Origin of the sequence: Hyphomonas sp. UBA4494, from assembly GCF_002388935.1 — a bacterium.
Lineage (GTDB): Bacteria > Pseudomonadota > Alphaproteobacteria > Caulobacterales > Hyphomonadaceae > Hyphomonas.
The window spans coordinates 22,566-44,453 of the sequence record NZ_DGNK01000034.1; the positions used below are offsets into that span (position 1 = coordinate 22,566).

Here is a 21,888-nt window from a genome sequence, read left to right on the forward strand (position 1 = left end):
CCTTACATACTTAAGATCGGCTTCACGTGCGCGCCAAAATTTTTTCAGTTTCCTGACTGATTGTCCGGATCAATCACCATTCGGGTGCGTCCGTCGCCCCCGTCCAGCGTTGTCCGGCGATTGCCGATCTCGACCCGTAGTACGGCGCCTTCGGCGACATCGCGCTCGCGCAACAGGGCCACATTCCCGGTCATGGTGATGATATCGCTGGCAGCATCATATACGCCGCGATCGCCCTTAGCCTTCATATCTGCCGTGATGTAGAAGACATTGCCCTCGGCGATCATTGTCTTGACCTGCCCGAAACCGCCGCCGACGCTCGTGGATTGCGTCGTGCCAGCCGGCTTTTCGGCAAAGATCATGGTCACCGTATCTGCGCGCAAGCGGGCATCGCCCTGCTGGATATCGACATTGCCGATCAGCAGCACCTTGCGCTCGCGCTCCAGACTCTCGGTACGTTCCGAATTGATGTAGATTGGGCCGCCTTCAGAAGAGATCTGCGCGGCGGCCGGCATTGCGAAGGCTGCCAGAGCGGTCAGCGAAACAAGAATTCTATTGAGAGCCATCTGTCTCACCTTCAATCGTTTCATTTGTGTCTTCCGGGGCAGGGTAGAGCACCGTTTTGACATTGCCTTTGCAGATGACGCGGTTGCCATCTTCCAGAACTTCATACGAGTCACAGCTGATATCGCCAAGAGGCCCTCTGCCTTGCAATGGCGAAAGACCTTCGACGCGCCCCTCATCGACGAACACGCGCGCGCCAGATGTCATGAAGGTGAATCCATTGGCATCCGCGATGCGGACATCCTCATACAGTTCCAGAATTCCGGCATCACGGTCATACATCCCCGATGGTGCGCGGATTTCGCTTCCAGTCTGGTCCAACAGAACAGGATTGACGAGATCGACCAGTGTACCGGTGGTTTGGCGCCGTCGCGCCGCATCTGCCGTGATGTTGAAGCTCTGCCCGACCGAATCCCGGCCTGAAAAACGCGGATTGAGCATGGTGACGGTTTCACCCTGCGCCACCTGGACGGGTGTCGCATCCTTCGCGATAGCGCTGCGCACAATATATCCAAGAAACAAGCCAATCGAGATGGCCGCGCAAGCCGAAAAGGCGAGGCGCAACAGGCGCACGCCTTGAGACCGCTTGCGGGCCTGGTCCAGCGTCAATTGGCGCCGCGGAGCCCATAATGATGCCGGATCGTGATGCTTGACGGCGTCCATGGATACGCGGTTGCCTGTTTTCTTAACTACAGTAATCGTTTAGCGGTCCATGCTCCGAAACAAAAGCGGCGAAGGCATGACGACTATGTCAGCTATGCGCAAAAATGTCGGTTTCTGCCCAGCCGGACAAGTCGAGCGTCGCGCGAATTGGCAGGAATGCAAAACAGGCCTCGGCCAGTTCCAGCCGGCCTTCGCGCTTCAGCATGGCTTCCAGCCCGTCTTTGATCTTGTGCAGGTAAAGCACGTCAGAGGCGGCATACTGGAGTTGCGCGTCGGTCAGTTCGGCTGAGCCCCAGTCTGAGCTTTGCTGGGTCTTGGACATGTCAGCACCTGCGATTTCGCGTGCGACGTCCTTCAGGCCATGGCGATCCGTATAGGTACGCGCCAGCTTCGAGGCGATCTTGGTGCACCAGATCGGCGCGCAATCGATGCCCATCCAGCGTTTCATCATCGATACGTCAAACCGCGCGAAATGGAACAGTTTGAGCACTTTCGGGTCGGTCAGGATTTTTTTGAGGTTCGGGCAGTTATAGTCCCGGTCCAGCTGTACCAGGTGGGCCGTGCCATCCCCGGACGAAAGTTGGACGAGCGTGAGATTGTCGCGCAACAGGTTCAGGCCCATTGCCTCGGTATCCACCGCCACAACAGGGCCAAAGTCGATACCAGCGGGCAGGTCGCCCTTGTGAAGAATAATGCCGTTCATGCCGAGGCTCTAGCACTTCAGGCGTTAAGGGCAAGTATCTCCGCGCTCCGGAAACAATCGGCTCACACTTAGCTGCGGGTTTTCTTCAGCGCGACGAGGGCTGCGTCCAGAGCTGAGAGAAAGCGCGACCTATCCGACTTGGAGAAGGGGGCTGGTCCGCGGGCGATGCCGTCGCCGAGGCCTGCACGAAGATCGGAATGAATTGCGCGCACGGCCACGGCATTGCCAATTGAGGCATCCGTGAAGGGCTTTCCATTCGGGGAAATGACAGCTGCGCCCGCCTTCAGGGCGCGGTCGGCCAGCAGGATGTCCGCTGTGATGACGACCGATTCTGGTGTGGAAGCTTCCGCAATCCAGTCATCGGCCGCATCGAAGCCATCTGATACGATTTTGCGGCTGACCAATCTGTGCTCGGGAATGCGAATATAGGAATTGGCAACGATCACCACAGGCGTGTCATGGCGGAGTGCAACCTTGTATATCTCGTCCTTGACGGGGCACGCATCTGCATCGACGAGAATTTGTGGCGGGGGCGGCTGGGTGTCAGTCATGCGAGACTACAGCTTGTGCACCAGTCGGGGCAGCGAGCGTTCTGGAATGGAACCAGACTCGGCTTCTCCGGCTGGCTCTGCTCCCATATGGACATAGAAGGGCGCCGCATCCGGATCGGCCTCGATAACCATCTCCTTTGCTCCGGAGCCCTGTGCATACCGGCACGCCCAGACATACAGCATCTTTCCGGTGCCTTCGCCGAGCCGGACCGGCTCGACAAACAGTTTGTCCAGATAGCTCGATCCGGTTTCATCAAAAGATAGTTGAGCTACCCCTGCCACACCGCGCAAATCCTCCGCCACAATGATGACGTCTGATTCCAGGTCGTCTTCCGTCAGCGTGAGTTCGTCTTTGAATGCGTCCAGCATGGCTTCGTCATAGTCCCAAACCGCCTTTGATCGCAGGCACAGGTCCGACAGGTATGGCAATTCGTCCAAGCGTGGCGGTCTCAAGATCATTGGCAAGTCTTCCCGCCCGCAGGCACTGACGCAAGGCAAGGGCTTGCAGGCCTCGCCATTCCCCCCTCTTTTATCGGCAAAATGGAGGAAGTCACATGGCAACAGCACCCGTCCAAACCCGCATCACCGAAATGCTGGGAATCGAGAAACCCGTCATTCAGGCTGCGATGGGTTGGATCGCCCGCGCGCCACTCTCCTCGGCCTTCTCGAATGCTGGTGGCATGGGCATCATCGAGACGTCCTCCGGCGAACTGGATGCGATCCGCGAGGAAATCCTCAAGATGCATGACCTGACGGACAAACCGTTTGGTGTGAATGTTGCCCAGGCTTTCGTGCGTGACCCGAACATTGTCGACTTCATCATCGATCAGGGCATCAAGTTCGTCACAACATCTGCGGGTGACCCGATGAAGTATACGTCGATGCTGAAGGAGGCAGGCCTCACCGTGTTTCATGTCGTCCCATCGCTTCAGGGCGCGCTAAGGGCGATTGAAGCTGGTGTGGACGGCCTGATTGTCGAAGGCGGGGAAGGGGGCGGCTTCAAGAACCCGAAAGATGTTGCATCGATGGTTCTCATCCCGCTGGTTTGCGAACATGTGAATGTTCCCGTGGTCGCAGCAGGGGGCATAACCGACGGACGCAGTATGGCCGCTGCCTTTGCGCTTGGCGCGGAAGGTGTTCTGATGGGGACGCGTATCCTGTCTTCGGAAGAGAGCCCGGTGCACCAGAACTGGAAAGATGCGATCTTTGCTGCGGATGCGACCGACACCGTATTCCTGAACCGATCAGGTCCGGGGCCGGCACTGCGCGCCTTGAGTACGGAGCGTACAGAACGCATCCTGAAGGAGGGCGTAGAGAATATTTTCGGAGAATTTGCCGGGACGCAGAAAGTCTATTTCGACGGAGACCTCGAAGCTGGCATTGCCCTTACGGGGCAGGTCGCAGGGCGGATTCACGCGGTCAAGCCCGTCGCTCAAATCCTAGAAGAAACCCTGGCCGAGTATCATGAAGTCGTAGCTCGCCTGCCGAAATAGGCCGCGACGGGTCTGGTTTTTGCCGTGATTTATCGCTAAACGGCATTAACTGACCTGAGAGGATCCCATGACCAGAAAATCATTGCTCGCGGGCAGCGTTGCTGCGCTCGCCCTTGCCGTGTCCGCCTGTGGCGAGAAAGCGGAAACCCCGGAAACGCCTGCCGCAACCGAGGCGACCGCCAGCGAGGCCGGGCTGCCGGAGATTGTCGTCAGTGATGAGGAACTCGCAGGTAATCCATTCCGTCAGGAGTGGACGACCGACTATGGCGTACCACCCTTCGCCGAAATCGATGATGGGCATTACATGCCGGCGACGAAGAAGGCGATTCTGGAGTTGCGTGCGGACATTGATGCCATCGTCGACAATCCGGACGCGCCGACATTCGAGAACACAATCGTCGCGATTGATGTCGCCGGTGGGTCGCTGAACAAGGTTTTGAATGTTTTTGGCAACATCACGAATACAGATACCAATGACACGCTGAGCGAGCTGGAGGCTGAAATTTGGCCCATGCTGACTCGCGAGATGAACGCGATCAATTTCAATCAGGACCTCTTCGAGCGCGTTAAGACCGTCTACAGCCAGCGTGATCGGCTGGGGCTGGACGAGCAGGATGCGCGCCTGCTGGAATTGGTCCATCGCGAATTCGTCCGCAATGGCGCGGACCTTTCGCCGGAAGTCAAAACCGAGGTCGCCGCGATCAATGAGGAATTGTCGGGCCTGACCACCAAGTTCGGTCGCAATTTGCTCCTGTCGACCAAGGCTTTCAAGATCGAGGTCACTGACGAGGCAGAGCTTGTCGGCCTTTCAGACGATTTCAAAAGCGCCCTGAAAGTCGACGGCGAAGACAAGTGGGTCCTGACCGTTGATCGCTCTGTCTACGAGACCTTCATGACGCAGAGCGAGAACCGCGATCTGCGCGCGAAGATGTTCGATGGCTATCGCCTGCGTGCGTCCGAGGGCGAGTTCGATAATGGCCCGCTCGCGATCAAGATTGCCCAGCTGCGTGCCAAGCGTGCCGAATTGATGGGATACAAGTCCCACGCACACTACCAGTTGGAAACACGCATGGCCAAGACGCCGAAAGGCGCTGAGGAGTTCCTGCTCCGCGTCTGGGAACCGGGCCTCGTGCGTGCCAAGGAAGAACGCGCGGCCATGCAAGACATGGTGGGCGACGAATTCCAGATTGCCGGACATGATTGGTGGCACTATTCCGAAAAGGTCCGCCAGGATCTCTACGCCTTCGATGACAATGCGTTGAAACCATATTTCGAACTTGGTGCTGTGCGGGACGGGGCGTTCGATGTTGCCTCCAAACTGCTCGGCATCACGATCGAGCCGGTCGAGGTTGACGGCTGGAATCCGGTTGTGACCGCGTATGACGTCAAGGATGCGGAAACCGGTGACCATCTCGGCCTGTTCATGGTCGATATGTATGCCCGCGATTCCAAGCGTGGTGGAGCGTGGATGAGCTCGTTCCGCGACACGTCCAACGTCAATGGCAACAATATTCGCCCGATCATCACCAACAGTCTCAATCTGATCACTCCGGCCGAGGGCGAGCCGACCCTCATGCGGTTTGACGAAGTTGAGACGCTGTTCCACGAATTCGGCCACGGCCTGCATGGCTTGCTGACGCAGATCCGGTATTCCACATTCTCCGGTGTTGATGGTCCTCGTGACTATACTGAATTCCCCGCCCAGATCCTTGAGCATTGGGCTGGCGCCCCCGAAGTGCTTTCAACCTATGCAAATCACTACGAAACCGGCGAGCCAATTCCGCTCGAACTGATCGACAAGATGAACGCTGCTGCGACCTTCAATCAGGGGTTCAAGACGACTGAGTTCATCGCTGCGTCGCTGCTGGACTTGCGTTGGCACATGCTGACTTCGGAGGAAGCCGCCGAAATCACCGATGCCCGGGCATTTGAGCAACAAGTGCTGGAGGAATACGGCCTGATCCCGGAGATCGAACCGCGCTATCGCAGCCAGTATTTCAGCCACATCTTCGCGGGTGGGTATTCGGCAGGCTACTACGCCTATCTCTGGTCCGAGATTCTGGATGCCGATGGCTTCACCGCGTTCCGCGATACGGGCGACATCTATGATCCCGAACTGTCGGCGCGGCTGAAGAAATGGGTCTATGAATCTGGTGGTCTGCGCGAAGCAGACGAGCTGTACCGGAATTTCCGTGGCTCCGACCCAACCATCGAGCCGCTGTTGAAGCTGCGCGGTTTCTCTGAGCAGCAGCCAAGCGAAGGTTGATCGGCGCTCGGTCGACATCCAAACAAAAAGCCCGCCGGAAATATTCGGCGGGCTTTTTCATGTCAGTGAAGTCAGGCGTGTCTCAGGCAGATTGTTCGACAGCTTCGCGGCAGACAATCGCTTTGACTTCTTCTTCCGTATTCGCTTCGCGCAAGGCGTCACGTACGGCGCTCTGGCGGAATGTGCGGCTTACCTGGGCCAAGGCCCGCAAATGGTCAGCGCCCGAAGATTTCGGAGCCAGCAGCATGAAAATCAGGTCGCAAGGGCGATCATCAATCGCTTCAAAATCGACGCCGTGGACCAGTCTCAGATAGCCGCCGACAGGTGCGTCGACGCCCTCAAGACGGGCGTGCGGGATGGCAACGCCTTCGCCGACACCGGTCGATCCGAGGCGTTCGCGCTCCATTACGGCATCCTCAATCTCACGCAGGCCGATGCCTGTCGCTTCGGCAAGAGCCTCTGCGAGCGCGTGAATTGCCTGTTTGCGGCTTTTCGCTTCCAAAGATGGTATGATTACCCCGCCCGTGAGCAGGGATGTCAAATCAGTCGCCATGAAGTTACTTTCCGTGTTCCGGACTAGTTCCTCGGGACGTTCGCTGGATCCACCCATCCAATATGACCGTCTGGTCGGCGGTAGACCATATTAAGCCCGTCATGGCCAGCATTTCTGAACATCAGCGCCGGCACTTCCTGCAGTTCGAGCTGCATAACAGCCTCTGAGACACTCATTGTCCGAATTGAGTGCGATGTTTCCGCGACAGTCAGCGGTGTGTCATCCGGCTCTTCGTAATGCTCTTCCTCGGCGGCATCGTGACCATTCACCTGGAACACGGCTTCCGGAGCCAGTTCGTTCGGCATTGGAGCCGATGTACCGGCATGATGGTCCTTCAGTCGGCGCTTGTAGCGACGCACCCGCTTTTCCATCTTGTCGAGGCTGTTTTCCAGCGCCGCATAAGGGTCTTCTGCCTTGCCGGTCGATTGGAGGATAATGCCAGAGGGCAGGTGCACGTTGCAGTCAACTTCGACGAAGGGGCCCTGTTGGGACACGAAAACGCGGGCGTCGCCGGTTCGGTTGAAATACTTACTGACTGCCGCCTCCAGTCCGTCTTCGATGCGGCTCCGCAGAGCCTCTCCGAGATCCATATGCTTGCCAGTAATCTGTATCTGCACGGGCGGTCTCCTTTGTTTTTTCAGGATTCAAGTATGGCGCAGAATTGCCAATGAGGCGAATCGAATTCCTCACTTTCCTGACTTGGGAAGGGGAAGAACCGCCCTCAAGAGCCGAGCGATACATTGCGTGTGGAATATGTATTCTGGCGTCACTGCAGTAGGATGCACCTGCAATGACTTGCATGCCCGTTGGCATCAAAAATTACATGGTTTCAATGTCGTATGATGAGTTCAGTTAGGGTAACCTGATTTACATCTTCGCGTAGTTACTTGAATTAATATCTCTCCATCAAGGATGAACTCAAGGCATGTCGACCGGTGAGCCCGAGGAACCGAATAAGCCGGCAGTCATGCTGGTTGAAAGTGATGCCATGTTCCGGGCCACGTTCGAGCACGCCAGCGTGGGGATCGCGCATGTGGGCCCTCAGGGACAATGGCTGAACGTCAACCAGCGCGTCTCCGAAATTGTGGGCTATCCGCGCGACGAATTGCTCAAGATCACGTTTCAGGACATCACTCACCCGGATGATCTGAATCTGGATGTCGGTCTCCTCAACGAGGTGCTTGAGGGCAGGCGCGAGACCTATCGGATCGAAAAACGCTATTACCACAAGTCTGGCCGGATTGTCTGGGTCTTGCTTTCGGTCAGTTGCTTGCGCAATCCGGATGGCACGGTCGCCTACTTCATTTCGATCCTTCAGGACATCACCGAAAAGAAGCGCATCAGCCGGGCGCTGGCAGACAGCGAAACCCGGTTCCGCGTCGTGCAGGAAACCAACCCGGACGGATTCATGATCCTGCGAAGTCAGCGCGGCGTTTCCGGTCAGATCGAGGATTTCGTCTGGGAGTTCGTCAATCCCGCAGCAGAACAGCTGACGGCGCGCTCGGCGAATGTCCTGATCGGCAAGCGGCTATCGAAAGTCATGCCCGAGGCCTTTGCAAGAGGTCTGTTCAACGTCTTTTGCAACACGGTAGAGACCGGAACGCCTTGGCGGCGAGAGCTCTACTATCCAGACAATGGCGTTCCGCGCTGGTTCCGCTTCACGGTCGCTCAGGTCGGGGATGGATTCGCTGTTTCATTCCAGGATGTCACCGCGCGCAAGCAGGCTGAACTCCAGTTGCATGCAAGCCAACAACGCCAGCGCACCATTCTCGATGGCATTGTCTCGATGATTGGTCTTACCACACCCAGTGGGATCCTGCTGGAAATCAACGAAGCGTCCCTTCGACTTACCGGAGCAGCGAGCCAGGACCTTGTCGGGAAACCGATCTGGCAGCATCCAGCATGGTCTCACACGCGCGCAATGCAGGATCGCCTGATCTCGGCCTTTGCCAAGGCAGAAGCGGGACGACGCATGCGGTTCGATGCTGAAATCCGAGATTCTCGAGGCTTGCTGATACCCGTGGACGTGCAATTGGCGCCTATTTTCGACGAATCCGGCCAAGTGACAGACATTGTCATGTCCGCGGTGGACATATCCGAACGCAAGCGGGCCGAAGCACACCGCGAAATGTTGCTCAGTGAACTGAATCACCGGGTCAAGAATTCGCTGGCGACCATTCAGGCCATCGCCGCCCACACACTGCGGGAGGCGACAGACTTTGAAGGCTTTCGCCAATCATTCACCGGGCGCCTGCGCGCCATCGCGGCCAGTCATGACCTGCTTGTATCCACGACGCAGGACTCATCGGATATTTCTCGTCTCATCCGGGATCAGGTTCTTGGCTATGCGCCCGCTGATGGCACGCGGCTGGAAATGACGGGGCCGCCGCTTGTGCTGGGGCCGCAAGGGTCACACGCCTTCGGATTGATCTTGCACGAACTGGCCACGAACGCGTCCAAGTATGGTGCGTTTTCGAACGATAGCGGACGGCTCAGCATCCGCTGGTTCATAGAAGAGACGGATGATGACCCTGACGTGGTCATCGACTGGGTCGAAACAGACGGTCCGCCGGTGGTGCCTCCCAGCCGGAAAGGCTTCGGTAGTGTGCTTATCGAGCAGAGCCTGTCACACTCTCTTGGCGGGAAATCGAACTTAACCTTTGACCCGAAAGGATTAAAAGCTCAATTTCGCTTTCCAGCTAGAAGGTAGGGGGACTATGCTGAAGATATTGCTTTTGGAAGACGACTTCCTGATTGCTTTTGATATGAAGGCGCAACTGGAAGATGCTGGCATGGAAGTGGTGGGGCCGGTCGCGAACAATGAGGACGCCAAAGCGCTCATTGAGCCGGGATCCATCCAGGCGGCTGTGCTTGATATGGATCTCGGAGGGGTCGCCTCTTTTCCGACGGCGCATCGACTGAAGGAATTCGGAATTCCGTTCGTGTTTGTTACCGGCAATAATGAGGCAGATTTGCAAGATGGGCTTGCCGATAGTCCAATCCATACAAAGCCAGTACATTTTCCGCGCCTGATCGAACAGTTGAAGGGTTTCGCAAACCCTGACTGAAGCGTGGTCTACATGGCCCTCACGGGGCCTTTGATGGGGGTGCCAGCCTCAGGATCGGCCGGCTTACCGGCATTGCGCCCATAGTCATGCTTCTTCAGCAGGCCCCGGAATTGATGATAGGAGAGTCCTAGCAGGTCTGCGGCGCGGCCCTGATGGCCTTGTGACAGGCTGAGGGCTTCGTCAATCAACTGCATCTCGAAAGCGGCGACCTGTGCGCTGAAATCGGCGGCGATCTCTGGATTGTCGCGAATGCGTACCGGGTCGGCCCGAAGTGTCTCGGAGTGACCTGTCTTGCCGGCCCCGGTCGGACGCCAGGGAGAATCGAATGGGTCGAGTACGGCCGGATCGAACAAGACCGGTTCGTCCGGTGCCATCAGCATGGCGCGATGTGCGAGCCTTTGCGCGAAATTGCGCAGTTCACGTACATTGCCGGGCCAGTCATGAGCTTCGATAGCGGCGATGGTCGAGGGGGCAAAACCGGGGAAATCCTGCGCCATTTCGATCGCCATACGCCGAGCGAAATGGTCGGCCAGCAGGCTGGCATCACCAGGTCGGGCCCTGAGCGGAGGTAGGGTAATGACATCAAAAGCAAGCCGGTCCAGAAGGTCGGCGCGGAATTCGCCTGCCTCCACCATACCCGGCAGGTCGGCATTGGTTGCGGCCACTATGCGAACGTCGGTTGAGAGTACTTTTGATCCACCCACACGCTGGAATTCGCCATACTCGACAACACGCAGCAATTTTTCCTGAACCTGTGCGCTGGCGGTCGCTATTTCGTCGAGGAAGATCGTACCGCCATCAGCCAGTTCAAACCGGCCCCGCCGCATTTCGGTCGCGCCGGTAAAGGCCCCGCGCTCATGCCCGAACAGTTCAGAGTCCAGCAGGGTCTCCGACAGTGCGGCGCAATTCACTTTTACGAATGGACCATCCCAGCGCTTCGACAGGAAATGAAGGCGTTCGCCGATCAGCTCTTTGCCTGTGCCTCGCTCCCCGATGACAAGAATGGAGCGATCCAGCGCGGCGACACGGGAAACATGCTCCTGCGCGCTCAGCCAGGCGGGCGCCTGCCCCAATAATTGCGTATTTTGATCAACCATTTAGGCAAAATAGCAAAAATTAGAGGCAAAACATATAAAAAAAATTGGCTAAATACACCAAATTACAAAAATCAAATAGTCCGAAATACCTAAAAATATCAAATAAAACAAAGATCTATAAAATTAATTTTGAACTGGCACGGTCCTTGAAATGACAGAAGGGCTCGGAGCGACAGGGCGTTGCTCACAAACACAAGAAGGACAAACTGAAAATGGAAGATCGCTACAACACTTCGGAAGCCCGCTCGGATGCTGGCCGTTTCGGTCGGTGGCTCGCGACGCGCCCGGCGGAAAGCTGGATGTTTTTCGTCGTCGGCATCTTCTTCGGCGGTTTGTTCTTCTAATCCTCCCCCCCACTCACGAAAGGACACCAAAATGGGCTTGTTCTCCCGACTCGGTGACATCATCAATTCCAACATCAACGCGATGCTCGACAGCGCCGAAAATCCTGAAAAGATTGCCCGGCTCATCATCCAGGAAATGGAAGATACGCTGGTTGAGGTTCGCACCGCCGCGGCCCGCGCCATGGCAGACAAAAAGGAAATGGAACGCGAAATCGTCCATTTCACGCAGACCCGCGACGAATGGGCTGCAAAGGCTGAACTGGCCATCGACAAGGGTCGCGAAGACCTGGCCCGTGGCGCTCTGACCGCCAAGCAGAAAGCTGATGGCGAAATCGAACGCCGCAAGCTGGCAATGGACGCGGCAGAAGAAGCCTTCGAGAAGCGCCAGGACGATCTGGCCAAGCTTCAAGCCAAACTCGACGAAGCGAAGGCAAAGCATCGGGCACTGATGATGCGCCGCGAAGCGGCCGAGCAGCGCATTCGCATTCGCAGCCAGGTCTATGACGGCAAAGTGGATGATGCGCTGGCGCGCTACGGCAATATCGAGCGCAAGGTCGACGAAATGGAAGCCTATGCTGACACGATCAAGGGCCGTGAACCGACCCTCGAAGCCGAATTCGCCGCGCTGGAGCGTGACGAGAGCGTCGAGAAGGAACTCGAAGCCCTGAAAGCGAAGCGCGCCAAGTCATCGGCGAAGTCTTCCAGCAAGAAATCGGAGGACTAATCGATGTTGTTTTCACTCGCTTGCCTCACCGGCTTCATGACGTTGGTCTGCGCTCCGGGCCTCATCGCCCAGGCGCGCGCCAACCGGCAGCCATCTGCTGACGAGGCCGCCTGATGGATGAGTTTATTCCAATCATAGCGATCGTCTCGCTGTTCATCGTCCTCCCGGGCATGATCTTCCACTACATCACCCTGTGGCGGAAGCAGAAAACCCTGATGCCCGACGATGAGCGCATGATGGAGGATCTCTGGCGCTCGGCCAAGGCGATGGAACGCCGGATCGAGACGCTCGAATCTCTCCTTGAGCAGAGCGAAGCGGACAGCCCCCGCAGGCCGCCTCGTTCTTCCCGCCCCACTTTTGACGACTAAGGACCCAGACATATGTCCCGCCAATCCCGTGCCTACCGTGATACAGCCCCAGAAGGCGACCAGTACGGCTCCCCGAATCCGAAGCGCTATTACCGCTCGCGTCATGACAAGGTCATTGCCGGCGTCTGTGGCGGCCTTGCCGAACGCTTTGGTTGGGAACCCATCCTGGTGCGCCTGCTGGCCGTGCTCGCCTTTTTCTTTGTCGCCGGACCGATCGCCCTGATTGCCTATATCGTCGTCTGGATGATCACGCCGCGGACACCTTTGGGCGGTCGTACCATATCACCGGAAGAAGATGTTTTCTGGCGCAACGTGAACGACCGCCCCAGAGCCACTTTCGGGAACCTGAAATACACTTTCATGGATCTCGATGAACGCCTCAGGGATATCGAACGCAAGGTCACATCTGACGAGTGGCGACTGCGCAAGGAATTCCGCGACCTGGAGCGTGGCAACTAGACCGCGCCCATTCACCCTAACCATCCGACAAGAAGGACCGGAAAAATGCGTAAGGGGACGCTACTGACGAATAACTGGCTGCTCGGAGGGGTCTCCATCCTCATCCTGATGATGGTACTCTTTCTCTCCAGCCTCCAGGGACAGACAGCACTGGAGTTCGGCGGGCTTCAGATGACGTTTGCGCCGCACGAAGAGGGGGGCGTTCGCCTCAGCATCGCCCGCTCTTTTGGTGAGTCAGACTTCACCGCGCTTTAAGGCGCGAACAATCAGGCGCACGGGGCTGACCGCCTCGAGCGCCGCCACTTCGGCGGGGGAGGGCCCGCCAAGGCACATGGCCGCCAGCACCCGGCCGGCCCAGGGGCCCCAGGTAAAGCCGCGCGCGCCAAAACCGTTCACCATGAATATGCCCGGCAACACGGGGGCGTCCGCATCGACAGGGCGCCCTTTTCGCATGCCGGAAAATGTCTCCAGCGCTGCAGAGTAATCGGGCACGGCGCCGACCAGGGGTAATCGATCAGCGGTGGTCGCACGAATGGCAGCACGAGACTGAACGGGCAGCGACGTTGCGCTTCGTTGCCACCATGGAGACAATTGTCGCAATGCGTCGGCATTGGTGGCGCGGGCAGCGGCGGACGTTGCAGCCGGTACACCATCTTCGATTCTTTCAAAGGTAGCGCCCCAGAGCCTCTGATCTTCCAATGCCAGTGCGTAGTGCCCGCTCGCCACTGCCTCTGCTTGAACGGGTGTGGCGTCCGCGACGCTCTCGACCTGACCCAATCGGCCTTCCAGCCCGACCCAGCCAAGTTGCCGGTTCGTCTCCATGGCGGTGGCGAGGACAATGATGTCGAACACCTCGGCATCCACCAAGCGATCCTGTAGCGAAATCTCGACCGTCCCGGTCCGGACCCGAACATTGTCGAGCAATCCGGAAATGATCCGCGCAGGCTCAAGGACCAGTGCGCGCTTGTGGAGCAGGCCGCCGCCCGAAATGGCTTCAAGGTCTTCCAAAGGCAGAGGCGGGTCCGCAAGCAATTTCGCGAACCGGGTCTGCTCGGCCTTGTCCTTTGGCATTTGGCGTACGGTGGTTTCGTGTGCGCCTTCCATGCCTGAATAGGCGCGGCGGGCGGCAAGATAAGCGTCGATCAGCAAGCGGGCTTGCGCCGTGTCGCCCGCATCGAGCCGAGGCATCATAAGGGCCAGCGGATTGCCACTTGCGCCGCTTGCGGGGCCAACTGGATCAAACACAGTCACATCTGCGCCGCGCTCTGTCAGGGCGTAAGCCGCGCTTGCCCCAGCAATTCCTGCGCCCAGAATGGCGATCTTTTGGCGAGGGTCACTATGCGCGCGCAGGCCGTAAATGTCCGGCTTGGCGGGAGAGGCAAGTGCCAACCTTGCTTCCAGTCGCTGCCGCTTGCGGCCGTGTCCCGGTGCTTTGACGACATCGAAGCCGACCTCTGTCAGTCCGCGCCGAACTGTGCCTGCCACGGTGAACGTGCCGATGCTCGCGCCGGGCTTGGAGCGCTCTGCAATCAGTCCGTAAAGATCAGCTGACCACATGGCTTCATTCTTTGCCGGGCTGAATCCGTCGAGAAACCAGGCATCGGCCATGAACTGGCTCTGGGGCAGCGTGTCGTGAATATCGCCGAGATGAAGCGTGAGAGTGACGCCGATATCAGGCCAGACGAGGTGGTGTACACAGCGCACAGGCCCTGGCCAATCGGCGAGCAGTCGCGCTGCCAAGCACGCCAGTTCGGGCCACGCGCCCAACGCGCGCGCCGCATCGTCCTCAGTCAGTGGAAAGCCTTCGAAGCTGACAAAATGGAGCCATGCATCCGGGGCTGGCCGGTGCGCTTGCCACAGTTCGCACAAGGCGAGGAAGTTCAATCCTGTGCCAAATCCGGTTTCGGCTACCGTGAATTCGGTCTTGCCGGCCCAGGCTTCCGGAAGGCCGCAGCCCTGCAGGAAAACCGCGCGGGTTTCGGCCAGTCCATCCCCCGCCGTGAAGTACACGTCCCCCGCCTCGCGGGCGACGGGCGTGCCGTCGTCCTTCCAGTCAATCATGGGATGCGTGAGCAAGCGGGCCATGCGAGACGGGTTAGCCGGGCAGTACCGTTTTGAACAGTCCTCTGCGGCTGCATGCTTTCTGACACCGAATTAATCGGATCGCTCTTGTCCGTCGCGCGTTGATTGAATGACCGCGATCATGCGGCCGACACAAACAAACTGAAGGAGACCCAAATGGACAAAGAACATCTCAAGGGCGGTGCCAAGGAAGCTGAAGGCGAAGTCAAGGAAACTGTCGGCGAAATGACAGACAACAAGAAGATGCAAGCCGAAGGCAAAATGGACAAGGCCGAAGGCGAAGCTCGCAAGACAGCGGGTGACGTAAAGGACGCCGTCAACAAATAGGCGACCCCCTGAACCACTGTGAAAGCCGCTCCTCCGGGGGCGGCTTTTCCTTGCGTGCTGCCGGATGGCGCGCCACATAGGGGCTCTCAGCAGAAGGCATACACTCATGAGCGAGTTTGAGATCAAGCGCGAAGACGGAGAGACCGGCGGGCGCTATGTCACCCTGGTCAACGGCCACGAGGCCGAGATGACCTATTCGAAGGCGGGTACGGAGCGGATCATCATCGACCATACCGGCGTTCCGAAAGCGCTCGGCGGCATGGGTGTCGGCGTAGCCCTGGTCAAACGCGCAGTCGAGGATGCGCGTCGGGACGGAATCAAGATCATTCCGCTGTGCCCTTTCGCGAAGGCGCAAATTCAAAAACATGCAGAATGGCAGGATGTACTGGCATGACCACGATACCCATCACCCATGATGAAAATCATATGCGCTACAGCTATTTCGAGAACGGGCTGGAAGCGTATCTGACCTATGAGCGTCCGCGGACCGGGCTGCGCCATATCACGCACACGATCGTGCCGGGAGAACTGGGTGGACGCGGCCTTGGCAAAAATCTGGTGACGCGTGTGATGAATGACATCATTGCTGCGGGTGAGACGGTTTCTTCGTCTTGCTGGTTTGCAACGGCACTTATTGAAAAGACGCCGGAATGGGCTGCCCTGAGGGGATGACCAAGCCTTTCTGGAAAACCACGCCACTGGCTCAGATGTCATCGCAGGAATGGGAATCCCTCTGCGACGGCTGTGGCAAATGCTGCCTGCTCAAACTGGAAGATGAAGATACCGGTGAGATCGCTTACACGCGACTCCATTGCCGCCTGTTTGACGGGGATAACTGTCAGTGTGCCGATTACAAAAATCGCAAGAAGATCGTCGAAGACTGCGTGATTCTTACTCCGAAGAAGGTCGAGGAAATCCGCTGGATGCCAAAGACCTGCGCCTATCGCCTGATCCATGAAGGCAAGGAGCTGCCGGACTGGCACTACCTCGTATGTGGTGATCGCAACCGCATCCACGAAGAGGGGCATTCGATCCGGGGACGCACCGTTTCCGAGGACACGGTCTTCGATGAGGACACAGAAGACTGGATTGTCGACTGGGAAGGCAATGAGCCCTAGACGCCGACCACTTCACTATTGGTCGCCTCGGTCTTCAGCCATTTGATGAAGTTGCGTACATCTGGCGTCAGGTGACGGCCTTTCGGATAGACGATCCAGTACCCGAAATCGATCAGGTGGGAGCCATCCGCGAAGGGTGCGACCAGCCGACCAGAGGCGAGATCCGCTGCTGCAATCGCGCGTTTGGCAAGCGCCACGCCGCGTCCGGCGGCAGCCGCCTCGATCACGAGGATCGCCTGGTTGAAACGTGGGCCGCGTGAGCCATCAACATCTTTCACATTCCGCGCACGCAGCCAGCTGGCCCAGTCGGGGCAGGACGGGTCATTCTCGTTGCTCTCATCATGGATCAGTGTGTGATGCCGCAAATCCGAAGGCTTACGGATCGCGTCGGTTCCTTCCAACAGGGCAGGGGAACAGACCGGCAAGACAGTCTCGTCCATCAGCTTTTCAGATTTCAGGCCGTCATAATTGCCCCGGCCATAGCGGATTGCGAAATCGGCATCGGCCGTGGTGAAATCGGTCAGGCCCATATCGGCCGAGATCCAGGCCTCGGTCTCCTCATGTTCCCGATGGAAGCCATCAAGGCGGGGCGCCAGCCATTTCGCGGCGAAGGACGGCGCAGATGACACCATGACCCGGCCTTTGCGCGCTGGAGCCTGCATGATCCGCCCGGCTTCAGAAATTCTCTCGAATGCATCGCGCACCAGAGGCAGGCTGGCCTGGGCGGCATCTGTCAGCAAAACTGAACGGCCCGTTCGCTTGAACAGGGGCGTGCCAGCATATTCTTCCAGCTGCCTTATCTGTTGTGAAATCGCGCCGGGCGTGACATTCAGCTCTTCGGCAGCCTGTGTAAAAGACAGGCGCCGCGCGGCGGCCTCAAAGGCTCTCAGCGCGTTCAATGGGGGAAGTCGGTCGGATGGGTCTGACATGGATAGTTTCTCTAAAGGATCGCTGTAGGGGTTCATGCTTGCGTCCGCCGCGTCAAGAGCCATTTTGACACCTGACTGATCAGCTTGCCTAAAAAGAGGTCCGCCCGCATGCGCCAATTCCCGGCTTTCTTCAACATGGATGACGCGCGCGTCGTCGTGTTCGGCGGTGGTGAGGAAGCGCGCCGCAAGGTGCGCCTGCTCGCCAAAACACCGGCGCATATCACTGTAATCATCGGAAAAGACATCGATTCCGGCTTCGCTCAGGAGTTTGCTGGGCGCATCACGATTGCGCCGCAGGACCAAGCTGGCGCCGCGCTCGATGTTGCCCGTTTTGCAATTGTGGCCTGCCGAATTGATGAAAACACAGATCGCGCGATCACTTGGGCGCGCCAATATGGCGTGCCTTTGAATGTCGTCGATCGGCCAGATCTCTGCGATTTTACGGTTCCATCCATCATGGACCGCGGCGCGATTGTTGCTGCCGTGGCCTCGGGCGGCTCTGCGCCTGTACTTGCCAAATCGGTGCGAGCCAAACTTGAAGCGCTTACACCCGCACGCATCGGCGATCTGGCGGAACTGGCCGGACGCATGCGCGAAGAGGTGAAGTCCAAATTGCCGGATTCTGGCGCGCGTCGGAAGTTCTGGGAGAGCGTGCTCAATGGCAAGGCTGCCGAACTTGCCTATGCGGGCGAGCTGGAAGCTGCTGAACAGGCGATGCGCGACGTACTGTCCGGCGGCCGGACGCAAGGCGTGGTTCATCTGGTTGGCGCGGGTCCGGGTGATCCGGAGCTGCTGACCCTGAAGGCGCTGCGCCTGCTGCAGGAAGCCGACATTGTCTATTATGACCGTCTGGTCAGCGACGATATCCTGACGCTTATTCGCCGGGATGCCGACCGCGTGTCTGTCGGCAAGAGCAAGGGCGACCATTCCGTCCCGCAGGATGAAATTCACGAAATGCTGATCCGCTCGGCCCGCGATGGCAAGCGCGTTGTACGCCTGAAGGGCGGCGACCCGTTTATCTTCGGACGTGGCGGTGAAGAGATGGAAGCCGTGCTCGCGGCCGGCGTCGAAGCCTTTGTCGTACCGGGCATTTCCTCTGCGCTCGGATGCGCGGCGCAGGCAGGTGTACCGCTGACCCATCGCGATCATGCCCAGAGCCTGACCTTCGTCACCGGCCATGCCAAGGCCGGCGGCGTGCCCGATCTCGATTGGGACTCTCTGGCCAAGCCGAACCAGACCGTCACCGTCTTCATGGGGGTCGGCACAGCGGCCGCCATTACTGACAAGTTGATCGAAGCCGGGCGCGCGCCAGACACGCCGGTCGCAGTGATCGAGAACGGCACGCGGCCGAACGAAATTCAGGTTTTCGGTATTCTTGCTGAACTGCCTGACCTGATCACAGACAATGGTATCAAGGGTCCGGCATTGCTCATCATCGGCAAAGTGGCGGGCCTGCCTTTCGCGAGTGGCGCAATCGGCCTTTCAGGCTGCGTCAGCCAGGAGACTTTCGTATGACATCCGTTCGCCCGAAACTTAAGCCGGATACGCCAAAGGCCGTCACCGCATGGGAGACCGCGACCGGCCAGAATGTCTGGATGGCCGCCGACGGCAGCTGGACCCAGGACGTTTCAAAGGTTGCCGCCTTTACAGGCGATGAGGCCGAAGCGCGCCTGGCAGATGCTCAGACGCAGGAGGGGATCGTTACCGATCCTTACTTCATGGAAGTCACTGAGACGGGAGAGATCACGGGCCGCGAGACCCTGCGCGAGACGATCCGCGCCAAGGGACCGACCGTTTCCTATGGAGAGGGCGCATAATGCCCCATCGCGAGATTCAGCGACTCACACTTTACGGCGATTCCATTTCCGGCAATTGCATGAAACCGAAATGGACCGCTGACCTGCTTGGCATCCCATATGATTGGGTAGAGGTCGATATCCTTCAGGGTGGCACTCAGACCGAAGACTTCCTGTCGCTGAACCCGGCGGGTCAGGTGCCGCTGGCGCGCTGGCCGGATGGCCGTGCGTTGCCACAGTCCAACGCCATCATGTTGTATCTCGCCGAAGAGGCAGGCAGTGACCTGGTCCCTTCTGACACGTTCCGCCGGGCCCAGATGATGAGCTGGCTGTTCTGGGAACAATACTCTCACGAGACCGCCATTGCTGTGAGGCGCTTCCAGAAACATTATCTCAATACGCCGGATGACCAGATCGATCCGCAGCTGATGGCCAAGGGGCGCCGCGCGCTCGGTGTGATGGAGCTGCAATTGACCTATACCGACTGGCTGGTTGGCGATGCGATGACGCTCGCCGATATTGCGTTGGTCGCCTACACACGGGTCGCCCATGAGGGTGGCTTTGACCTGTCTGATTTTCCCTCCGTGGAAAGATGGGTCAGCCGCACCGAAGTGGCCCTCAATATACCGCACGCAAAAGAGGCTGCGTAATGTACAGATATGATGAGTTTGACGCCCGGATCGTCTCCGAGCGGGTCGCGCAATTCCGTGGACAGGTGGACCGCCGCCTGTCAGGCGAATTGCTGGAAGACGAGTTCAAGCCGCTCCGCCTGCAGAATGGCGTGTATCTCCAACTGCACGCCTATATGCTGCGTGTGGCTATTCCTTATGGTCAGCTCAGCGGCCGCCAGCTGCGCCAACTGGCCATCGTCGCGCGCGACTATGACCGGAATTACGGCCATTTCACCACGCGCCAGAACATACAGTTCAACTGGGTCGCGTTAAAAGACATCCCGGACGTGCTGGCCAAGCTGGCCGAGGTCGAGATGCATGCCATCCAGACCTCCGGTAACTGTATCCGCAACGTGACATCCGATCATTATGCCGGTGCGACGAAAGACGAATTGATGGATCCGCGCCCCTGGTGCGAGATCATCCGCCAGTGGAGCACGTTCCATCCGGAGTTCGCCTTCCTGCCGCGCAAGTTCAAGATTGCCGTCACGGCGGCGGAGCATGATCGCGCTGCAATTCGCGTGCACGATATCGGCTTGCATATCCGCAAGCGCGGTGATGTGGTCGGGTTTGAAGTCCATGTCGGCGGCGGGCAGGGGCGCACGCCGCACCTCGCGACCCTGGTCAACGAGTTCGTGCCGGAAGCCGAATTGCTCGACTATCTCGAAGCCATCATGCGCGTCTACAACCGCTTCGGCCGCCGGGACAACAAATACAAGGCCCGTATCAAGATCCTTGTCAGTGAACTGGGCGAAGCCGAGTTCCGCCGCCTCGTGGAAGAGGAATATGCAGCCCAACGCGACAATGAGAGAATCGACCTGCCACAGGCCGAGATCGACCGTATCCATGCCTATTTTGCGCCGCCGGAACTGGCCGCGAAGCCAGACACGTCCGCTGCGTTCGAGGCGCTGAAGGCCGATGATGCAGAGTTTGCGCGCTGGGCGCGGATCAACCTCCATCCGCACAAGACCCCTGGCTACACGTCCGTCACGGTCAGCCTGAAGCCGATTGGCGGTCTCGCCGGAGACGCCACCGACGCTCAAATGATGACCGTAGCGCATCTGGCCGAGACCTATGCCTATGACGATATCCGCGTCAGCCACGCCCAGAATCTCGTCCTGCCACATGTTGCGCTGGATGACCTGCAGGATGTGTATCGCGAGTTGAAGGCTGCCGGGCTGCATACCGCCAACGAAAGCCTGATCACTGACATGATCGTGTGCCCAGGTCTCGATTACTGCAACCTTGCCAATGCCCGTTCCATTCCAGTCGGGCAGGCGGTTCAAGAAGTGTTCGCCGATCCAGACTATCAGGAAGATATCGGCCGCCTGCATATCAATATTTCCGGCTGTATCAATGCCTGTGGCCACCACCATGTCGGCCATATCGGTATTCTCGGCGTCGACAAGAAGGGTGAGGAATTCTATCAGATCACCTTCGGTGGCCGCGCTGATGAGAAGGCCGCGATCGGTGATATTGCCGGCCCCGGCCTGAAGGCTGATGACGTGCCCGGCGCCCTCAAACGCGTCGTCGACACCTATCGCGAGTTGCGCGCCGACAAGGGCGAGTTGTTCATCGAGACGCTGGCCCGCCTCGGCCATGACCCCTTCAAGGAGGCGCTTTATGCCGCTGGTTAAGAACGGCACAGAGATCGACAATATCTGGGCCTTTGTCCCGGATGAAGGTGAGCTGTCTCCTGGTGGATGTATTACAGTTTCGCTCGGACGATTTCGCAGCGAGCGAGACATTCTTCTGGCCCGTAACACCGATATTGGTGTGCGGCTGGAACCGGGCGACGACCCGCACGAACTGGAGGAATATCTCGACCGGTTGCAACTGATCGAGATCAGTTTCCCTAAATATACTGACGGTCGTGGATACTCCCAGGCCCAGCTTTTGCGCCGTCGCTTCGGCTATACCGGAGAGCTTCGCGCTGTGGGTCACGTCCTGCGGGATCAGATATTCTATATGAACCGTTCAGGCTTTGACGCTTACGAGACCGCCCGTGCTGACCTACATGAAGTGGTGAACGCACTGGAAGAGTATTCCGACGTCTACCAGCCCGCAGCGGGTGAACGGACGCCGGTGTACCGCAAGAGACACGAAAGCTGA

28 protein-coding genes are annotated in these 21,888 nt (G+C 58.4%); 18 read left to right on the forward strand and 10 right to left on the reverse strand.

Features of this window, described 5'->3' with window-relative positions; translation table 11 throughout:
* Positions 1 to 44: 44 nt before the first annotated feature.
* From B2P82_RS13600 to B2P82_RS13620, 5 genes are all read right to left on the reverse strand, one after another.
* Complete coding sequence (locus B2P82_RS13600) at positions 45 to 566, reverse strand: LptA/OstA family protein (RefSeq protein WP_051608017.1); 522 nt, start codon at positions 564 to 566, stop codon at positions 45 to 47.
* Positions 553 to 1,227: an LPS export ABC transporter periplasmic protein LptC gene (gene lptC, locus B2P82_RS13605; RefSeq protein WP_051608018.1), complete on the reverse strand. Its 675-nt coding sequence runs from the start codon at positions 1,225 to 1,227 to the stop codon at positions 553 to 555. The genes B2P82_RS13600 and lptC overlap by 14 nt, the downstream gene beginning before the upstream one ends.
* Before the next feature lie 88 nt (positions 1,228 to 1,315).
* Complete coding sequence (locus tag B2P82_RS13610; protein ID WP_290497514.1) at positions 1,316 to 1,930, reverse strand: ribonuclease D; 615 nt, start codon at positions 1,928 to 1,930, stop codon at positions 1,316 to 1,318.
* Positions 1,931 to 1,998: 68 nt separating this feature from the next.
* Entirely contained in the window at positions 1,999 to 2,481 is a 483-nt protein-coding gene (locus tag B2P82_RS13615; protein WP_290497516.1) for a YaiI/YqxD family protein, read from the reverse strand.
* A gap of 6 nt (positions 2,482 to 2,487) precedes the next feature.
* Positions 2,488 to 2,940 (reverse strand): GNAT family N-acetyltransferase, encoded by a 453-nt coding sequence (locus tag B2P82_RS13620; RefSeq protein WP_290497517.1) that lies wholly within the window; start codon positions 2,938 to 2,940, stop codon positions 2,488 to 2,490.
* 95 nt (positions 2,941 to 3,035) lie between these two features.
* Here B2P82_RS13620 and B2P82_RS13625 point away from each other — a divergent pair, with 95 nt between their 5' ends.
* Positions 3,036 to 3,974, forward strand: coding sequence for an NAD(P)H-dependent flavin oxidoreductase (locus B2P82_RS13625; RefSeq protein WP_034817043.1), 939 nt, complete (start codon positions 3,036 to 3,038; stop codon positions 3,972 to 3,974).
* 67 nt (positions 3,975 to 4,041) lie between these two features.
* Positions 4,042 to 6,240 carry a M3 family metallopeptidase gene (locus tag B2P82_RS13630; RefSeq protein ID WP_290497519.1) on the forward strand — a complete coding sequence of 733 codons (2,199 nt, stop codon included), beginning with the start codon at positions 4,042 to 4,044 and terminating at the stop codon, positions 6,238 to 6,240.
* A gap of 82 nt (positions 6,241 to 6,322) precedes the next feature.
* Here B2P82_RS13630 and B2P82_RS13635 read toward each other — a convergent pair whose 3' ends face one another.
* Positions 6,323 to 6,793: a PTS sugar transporter subunit IIA gene (locus B2P82_RS13635; protein WP_206992101.1), complete on the reverse strand. Its 471-nt coding sequence runs from the start codon at positions 6,791 to 6,793 to the stop codon at positions 6,323 to 6,325.
* A 23-nt stretch (positions 6,794 to 6,816) separates the two neighbouring features.
* Entirely contained in the window at positions 6,817 to 7,410 is a 594-nt protein-coding gene (gene hpf, locus B2P82_RS13640; RefSeq protein WP_034817049.1) for a ribosome hibernation-promoting factor, HPF/YfiA family, read from the reverse strand.
* A 308-nt stretch (positions 7,411 to 7,718) separates the two neighbouring features.
* Between hpf and B2P82_RS13645 the strand changes: the two genes are divergently transcribed.
* Complete coding sequence (locus tag B2P82_RS13645) at positions 7,719 to 9,503, forward strand: sensor histidine kinase (protein ID WP_290497521.1); 1,785 nt, start codon at positions 7,719 to 7,721, stop codon at positions 9,501 to 9,503.
* Between the two features lie 7 nt (positions 9,504 to 9,510).
* On the forward strand, positions 9,511 to 9,861 hold the full coding sequence (locus B2P82_RS13650; RefSeq protein WP_034817052.1) for a response regulator: 351 nt from the start codon (positions 9,511 to 9,513) through the stop codon (positions 9,859 to 9,861).
* A gap of 8 nt (positions 9,862 to 9,869) precedes the next feature.
* Here the strand turns inward: B2P82_RS13650 and pspF are convergent, their stop codons facing one another.
* Positions 9,870 to 10,958 carry a phage shock protein operon transcriptional activator gene (gene pspF / locus B2P82_RS13655; protein WP_290497523.1) on the reverse strand — a complete coding sequence of 363 codons (1,089 nt, stop codon included), beginning with the start codon at positions 10,956 to 10,958 and terminating at the stop codon, positions 9,870 to 9,872.
* A gap of 212 nt (positions 10,959 to 11,170) precedes the next feature.
* On the opposite strand from pspF, the gene B2P82_RS13660 reads away from it, so the two are divergent.
* The 5 genes from B2P82_RS13660 to B2P82_RS13680 all read left to right on the forward strand — a co-directional run bounded on the left by B2P82_RS13660 (position 11,171) and on the right by B2P82_RS13680 (position 13,108).
* Positions 11,171 to 11,302, forward strand: coding sequence for a hypothetical protein (locus tag B2P82_RS13660; RefSeq protein ID WP_255342029.1), 132 nt, complete (start codon positions 11,171 to 11,173; stop codon positions 11,300 to 11,302).
* Between the two features lie 31 nt (positions 11,303 to 11,333).
* Positions 11,334 to 12,026 (forward strand): phage shock protein PspA, encoded by a 693-nt coding sequence (gene pspA / locus B2P82_RS13665; protein WP_034817055.1) that lies wholly within the window; start codon positions 11,334 to 11,336, stop codon positions 12,024 to 12,026.
* A gap of 113 nt (positions 12,027 to 12,139) precedes the next feature.
* Positions 12,140 to 12,394 (forward strand): envelope stress response membrane protein PspB, encoded by a 255-nt coding sequence (gene pspB, locus B2P82_RS13670; RefSeq protein ID WP_034817057.1) that lies wholly within the window; start codon positions 12,140 to 12,142, stop codon positions 12,392 to 12,394.
* A gap of 12 nt (positions 12,395 to 12,406) precedes the next feature.
* Positions 12,407 to 12,853: an envelope stress response membrane protein PspC gene (pspC, locus tag B2P82_RS13675; RefSeq protein WP_034817059.1), complete on the forward strand. Its 447-nt coding sequence runs from the start codon at positions 12,407 to 12,409 to the stop codon at positions 12,851 to 12,853.
* A gap of 45 nt (positions 12,854 to 12,898) precedes the next feature.
* Complete coding sequence (locus B2P82_RS13680) at positions 12,899 to 13,108, forward strand: hypothetical protein (RefSeq protein ID WP_290497524.1); 210 nt, start codon at positions 12,899 to 12,901, stop codon at positions 13,106 to 13,108.
* On the opposite strand, the gene mnmC1 is transcribed toward B2P82_RS13680, so the two are convergent.
* Complete coding sequence (gene mnmC1, locus B2P82_RS13685) at positions 13,088 to 14,938, reverse strand: FAD-dependent 5-carboxymethylaminomethyl-2-thiouridine(34) oxidoreductase MnmC1 (RefSeq protein WP_290497525.1); 1,851 nt, start codon at positions 14,936 to 14,938, stop codon at positions 13,088 to 13,090. The genes B2P82_RS13680 and mnmC1 overlap by 21 nt on opposite strands.
* 153 nt (positions 14,939 to 15,091) lie before the next feature.
* On the opposite strand from mnmC1, the gene B2P82_RS13690 reads away from it, so the two are divergent.
* From B2P82_RS13690 to B2P82_RS13705, 4 genes are all read left to right on the forward strand, one after another.
* Entirely contained in the window at positions 15,092 to 15,262 is a 171-nt protein-coding gene (locus B2P82_RS13690; protein WP_084333513.1) for a CsbD family protein, read from the forward strand.
* A 106-nt stretch (positions 15,263 to 15,368) separates the two neighbouring features.
* A complete protein-coding gene (locus B2P82_RS13695) occupies positions 15,369 to 15,656 on the forward strand; it encodes a GNAT family N-acetyltransferase (RefSeq protein WP_034817075.1) in 288 nt (95 codons plus the stop codon).
* Positions 15,653 to 15,934 carry a GNAT family N-acetyltransferase gene (locus tag B2P82_RS13700; protein WP_034817077.1) on the forward strand — a complete coding sequence of 94 codons (282 nt, stop codon included), beginning with the start codon at positions 15,653 to 15,655 and terminating at the stop codon, positions 15,932 to 15,934. The genes B2P82_RS13695 and B2P82_RS13700 overlap by 4 nt, the downstream gene beginning before the upstream one ends.
* Positions 15,931 to 16,380 carry a YcgN family cysteine cluster protein gene (locus tag B2P82_RS13705; protein ID WP_206992107.1) on the forward strand — a complete coding sequence of 150 codons (450 nt, stop codon included), beginning with the start codon at positions 15,931 to 15,933 and terminating at the stop codon, positions 16,378 to 16,380. The genes B2P82_RS13700 and B2P82_RS13705 overlap by 4 nt, the downstream gene beginning before the upstream one ends.
* On the opposite strand, the gene gcvA is transcribed toward B2P82_RS13705, so the two are convergent.
* The gene (gcvA, locus tag B2P82_RS13710) at positions 16,377 to 17,309 is read right to left on the reverse strand and encodes a transcriptional regulator GcvA (RefSeq protein WP_206992108.1); all 933 of its coding nucleotides are present in this window, start codon (positions 17,307 to 17,309) and stop codon (positions 16,377 to 16,379) included. The two genes, B2P82_RS13705 and gcvA, sit on opposite strands and share 4 nt — an antisense overlap.
* A gap of 108 nt (positions 17,310 to 17,417) precedes the next feature.
* Between gcvA and cysG the strand changes: the two genes are divergently transcribed.
* The 5 genes from cysG to B2P82_RS13735 are packed head-to-tail and all read left to right on the forward strand — an operon-like array spanning position 17,418 to position 21,888.
* Positions 17,418 to 18,824, forward strand: coding sequence for a siroheme synthase CysG (cysG, locus tag B2P82_RS13715; RefSeq protein ID WP_290497527.1), 1,407 nt, complete (start codon positions 17,418 to 17,420; stop codon positions 18,822 to 18,824).
* On the forward strand, positions 18,821 to 19,126 hold the full coding sequence (locus B2P82_RS13720) for a DUF2849 domain-containing protein (RefSeq protein WP_206992110.1): 306 nt from the start codon (positions 18,821 to 18,823) through the stop codon (positions 19,124 to 19,126). Before cysG ends, B2P82_RS13720 begins: the two co-directional genes overlap by 4 nt.
* Entirely contained in the window at positions 19,126 to 19,755 is a 630-nt protein-coding gene (locus B2P82_RS13725) for a glutathione S-transferase family protein (RefSeq protein WP_290482556.1), read from the forward strand. Before B2P82_RS13720 ends, B2P82_RS13725 begins: the two co-directional genes overlap by 1 nt.
* Complete coding sequence (locus B2P82_RS13730; protein ID WP_290497529.1) at positions 19,755 to 21,413, forward strand: nitrite/sulfite reductase; 1,659 nt, start codon at positions 19,755 to 19,757, stop codon at positions 21,411 to 21,413. The genes B2P82_RS13725 and B2P82_RS13730 overlap by 1 nt, the downstream gene beginning before the upstream one ends.
* Positions 21,400 to 21,888: a DUF934 domain-containing protein gene (locus B2P82_RS13735; RefSeq protein WP_290497530.1), complete on the forward strand. Its 489-nt coding sequence runs from the start codon at positions 21,400 to 21,402 to the stop codon at positions 21,886 to 21,888. The genes B2P82_RS13730 and B2P82_RS13735 overlap by 14 nt, the downstream gene beginning before the upstream one ends.

Coding starts and splice junctions, on each gene's coding strand:
- B2P82_RS13600 (WP_051608017.1), bottom strand. CDS start 566: ATGGCTCTCAATAGAATTCTTGTTTCGCTGACCGCTCTGGCAGCCTTC.
- cysG (WP_290497527.1), top strand. CDS start 17,418: ATGCGCCAATTCCCGGCTTTCTTCAACATGGATGACGCGCGCGTCGTC.
- B2P82_RS13645 (WP_290497521.1), top strand. CDS start 7,719: ATGTCGACCGGTGAGCCCGAGGAACCGAATAAGCCGGCAGTCATGCTG.
- pspB (WP_034817057.1), top strand. CDS start 12,140: ATGGATGAGTTTATTCCAATCATAGCGATCGTCTCGCTGTTCATCGTC.
- B2P82_RS13735 (WP_290497530.1), top strand. CDS start 21,400: ATGCCGCTGGTTAAGAACGGCACAGAGATCGACAATATCTGGGCCTTT.
- B2P82_RS13610 (WP_290497514.1), bottom strand. CDS start 1,930: ATGAACGGCATTATTCTTCACAAGGGCGACCTGCCCGCTGGTATCGAC.
- B2P82_RS13660 (WP_255342029.1), top strand. CDS start 11,171: ATGGAAGATCGCTACAACACTTCGGAAGCCCGCTCGGATGCTGGCCGT.
- pspA (WP_034817055.1), top strand. CDS start 11,334: ATGGGCTTGTTCTCCCGACTCGGTGACATCATCAATTCCAACATCAAC.
- B2P82_RS13695 (WP_034817075.1), top strand. CDS start 15,369: ATGAGCGAGTTTGAGATCAAGCGCGAAGACGGAGAGACCGGCGGGCGC.
- mnmC1 (WP_290497525.1), bottom strand. CDS start 14,938: ATGGCCCGCTTGCTCACGCATCCCATGATTGACTGGAAGGACGACGGC.
- B2P82_RS13625 (WP_034817043.1), top strand. CDS start 3,036: ATGGCAACAGCACCCGTCCAAACCCGCATCACCGAAATGCTGGGAATC.
- B2P82_RS13620 (WP_290497517.1), bottom strand. CDS start 2,940: ATGATCTTGAGACCGCCACGCTTGGACGAATTGCCATACCTGTCGGAC.
- B2P82_RS13700 (WP_034817077.1), top strand. CDS start 15,653: ATGACCACGATACCCATCACCCATGATGAAAATCATATGCGCTACAGC.
- B2P82_RS13720 (WP_206992110.1), top strand. CDS start 18,821: ATGACATCCGTTCGCCCGAAACTTAAGCCGGATACGCCAAAGGCCGTC.
- B2P82_RS13650 (WP_034817052.1), top strand. CDS start 9,511: ATGCTGAAGATATTGCTTTTGGAAGACGACTTCCTGATTGCTTTTGAT.
- B2P82_RS13705 (WP_206992107.1), top strand. CDS start 15,931: ATGACCAAGCCTTTCTGGAAAACCACGCCACTGGCTCAGATGTCATCG.
- B2P82_RS13630 (WP_290497519.1), top strand. CDS start 4,042: ATGACCAGAAAATCATTGCTCGCGGGCAGCGTTGCTGCGCTCGCCCTT.
- B2P82_RS13730 (WP_290497529.1), top strand. CDS start 19,755: ATGTACAGATATGATGAGTTTGACGCCCGGATCGTCTCCGAGCGGGTC.
- B2P82_RS13680 (WP_290497524.1), top strand. CDS start 12,899: ATGCGTAAGGGGACGCTACTGACGAATAACTGGCTGCTCGGAGGGGTC.
- lptC (WP_051608018.1), bottom strand. CDS start 1,227: ATGGACGCCGTCAAGCATCACGATCCGGCATCATTATGGGCTCCGCGG.
- B2P82_RS13615 (WP_290497516.1), bottom strand. CDS start 2,481: ATGACTGACACCCAGCCGCCCCCGCCACAAATTCTCGTCGATGCAGAT.
- gcvA (WP_206992108.1), bottom strand. CDS start 17,309: ATGTCAGACCCATCCGACCGACTTCCCCCATTGAACGCGCTGAGAGCC.
- pspF (WP_290497523.1), bottom strand. CDS start 10,958: ATGGTTGATCAAAATACGCAATTATTGGGGCAGGCGCCCGCCTGGCTG.
- B2P82_RS13690 (WP_084333513.1), top strand. CDS start 15,092: ATGGACAAAGAACATCTCAAGGGCGGTGCCAAGGAAGCTGAAGGCGAA.
- B2P82_RS13725 (WP_290482556.1), top strand. CDS start 19,126: ATGCCCCATCGCGAGATTCAGCGACTCACACTTTACGGCGATTCCATT.
- B2P82_RS13635 (WP_206992101.1), bottom strand. CDS start 6,793: ATGGCGACTGATTTGACATCCCTGCTCACGGGCGGGGTAATCATACCA.
- pspC (WP_034817059.1), top strand. CDS start 12,407: ATGTCCCGCCAATCCCGTGCCTACCGTGATACAGCCCCAGAAGGCGAC.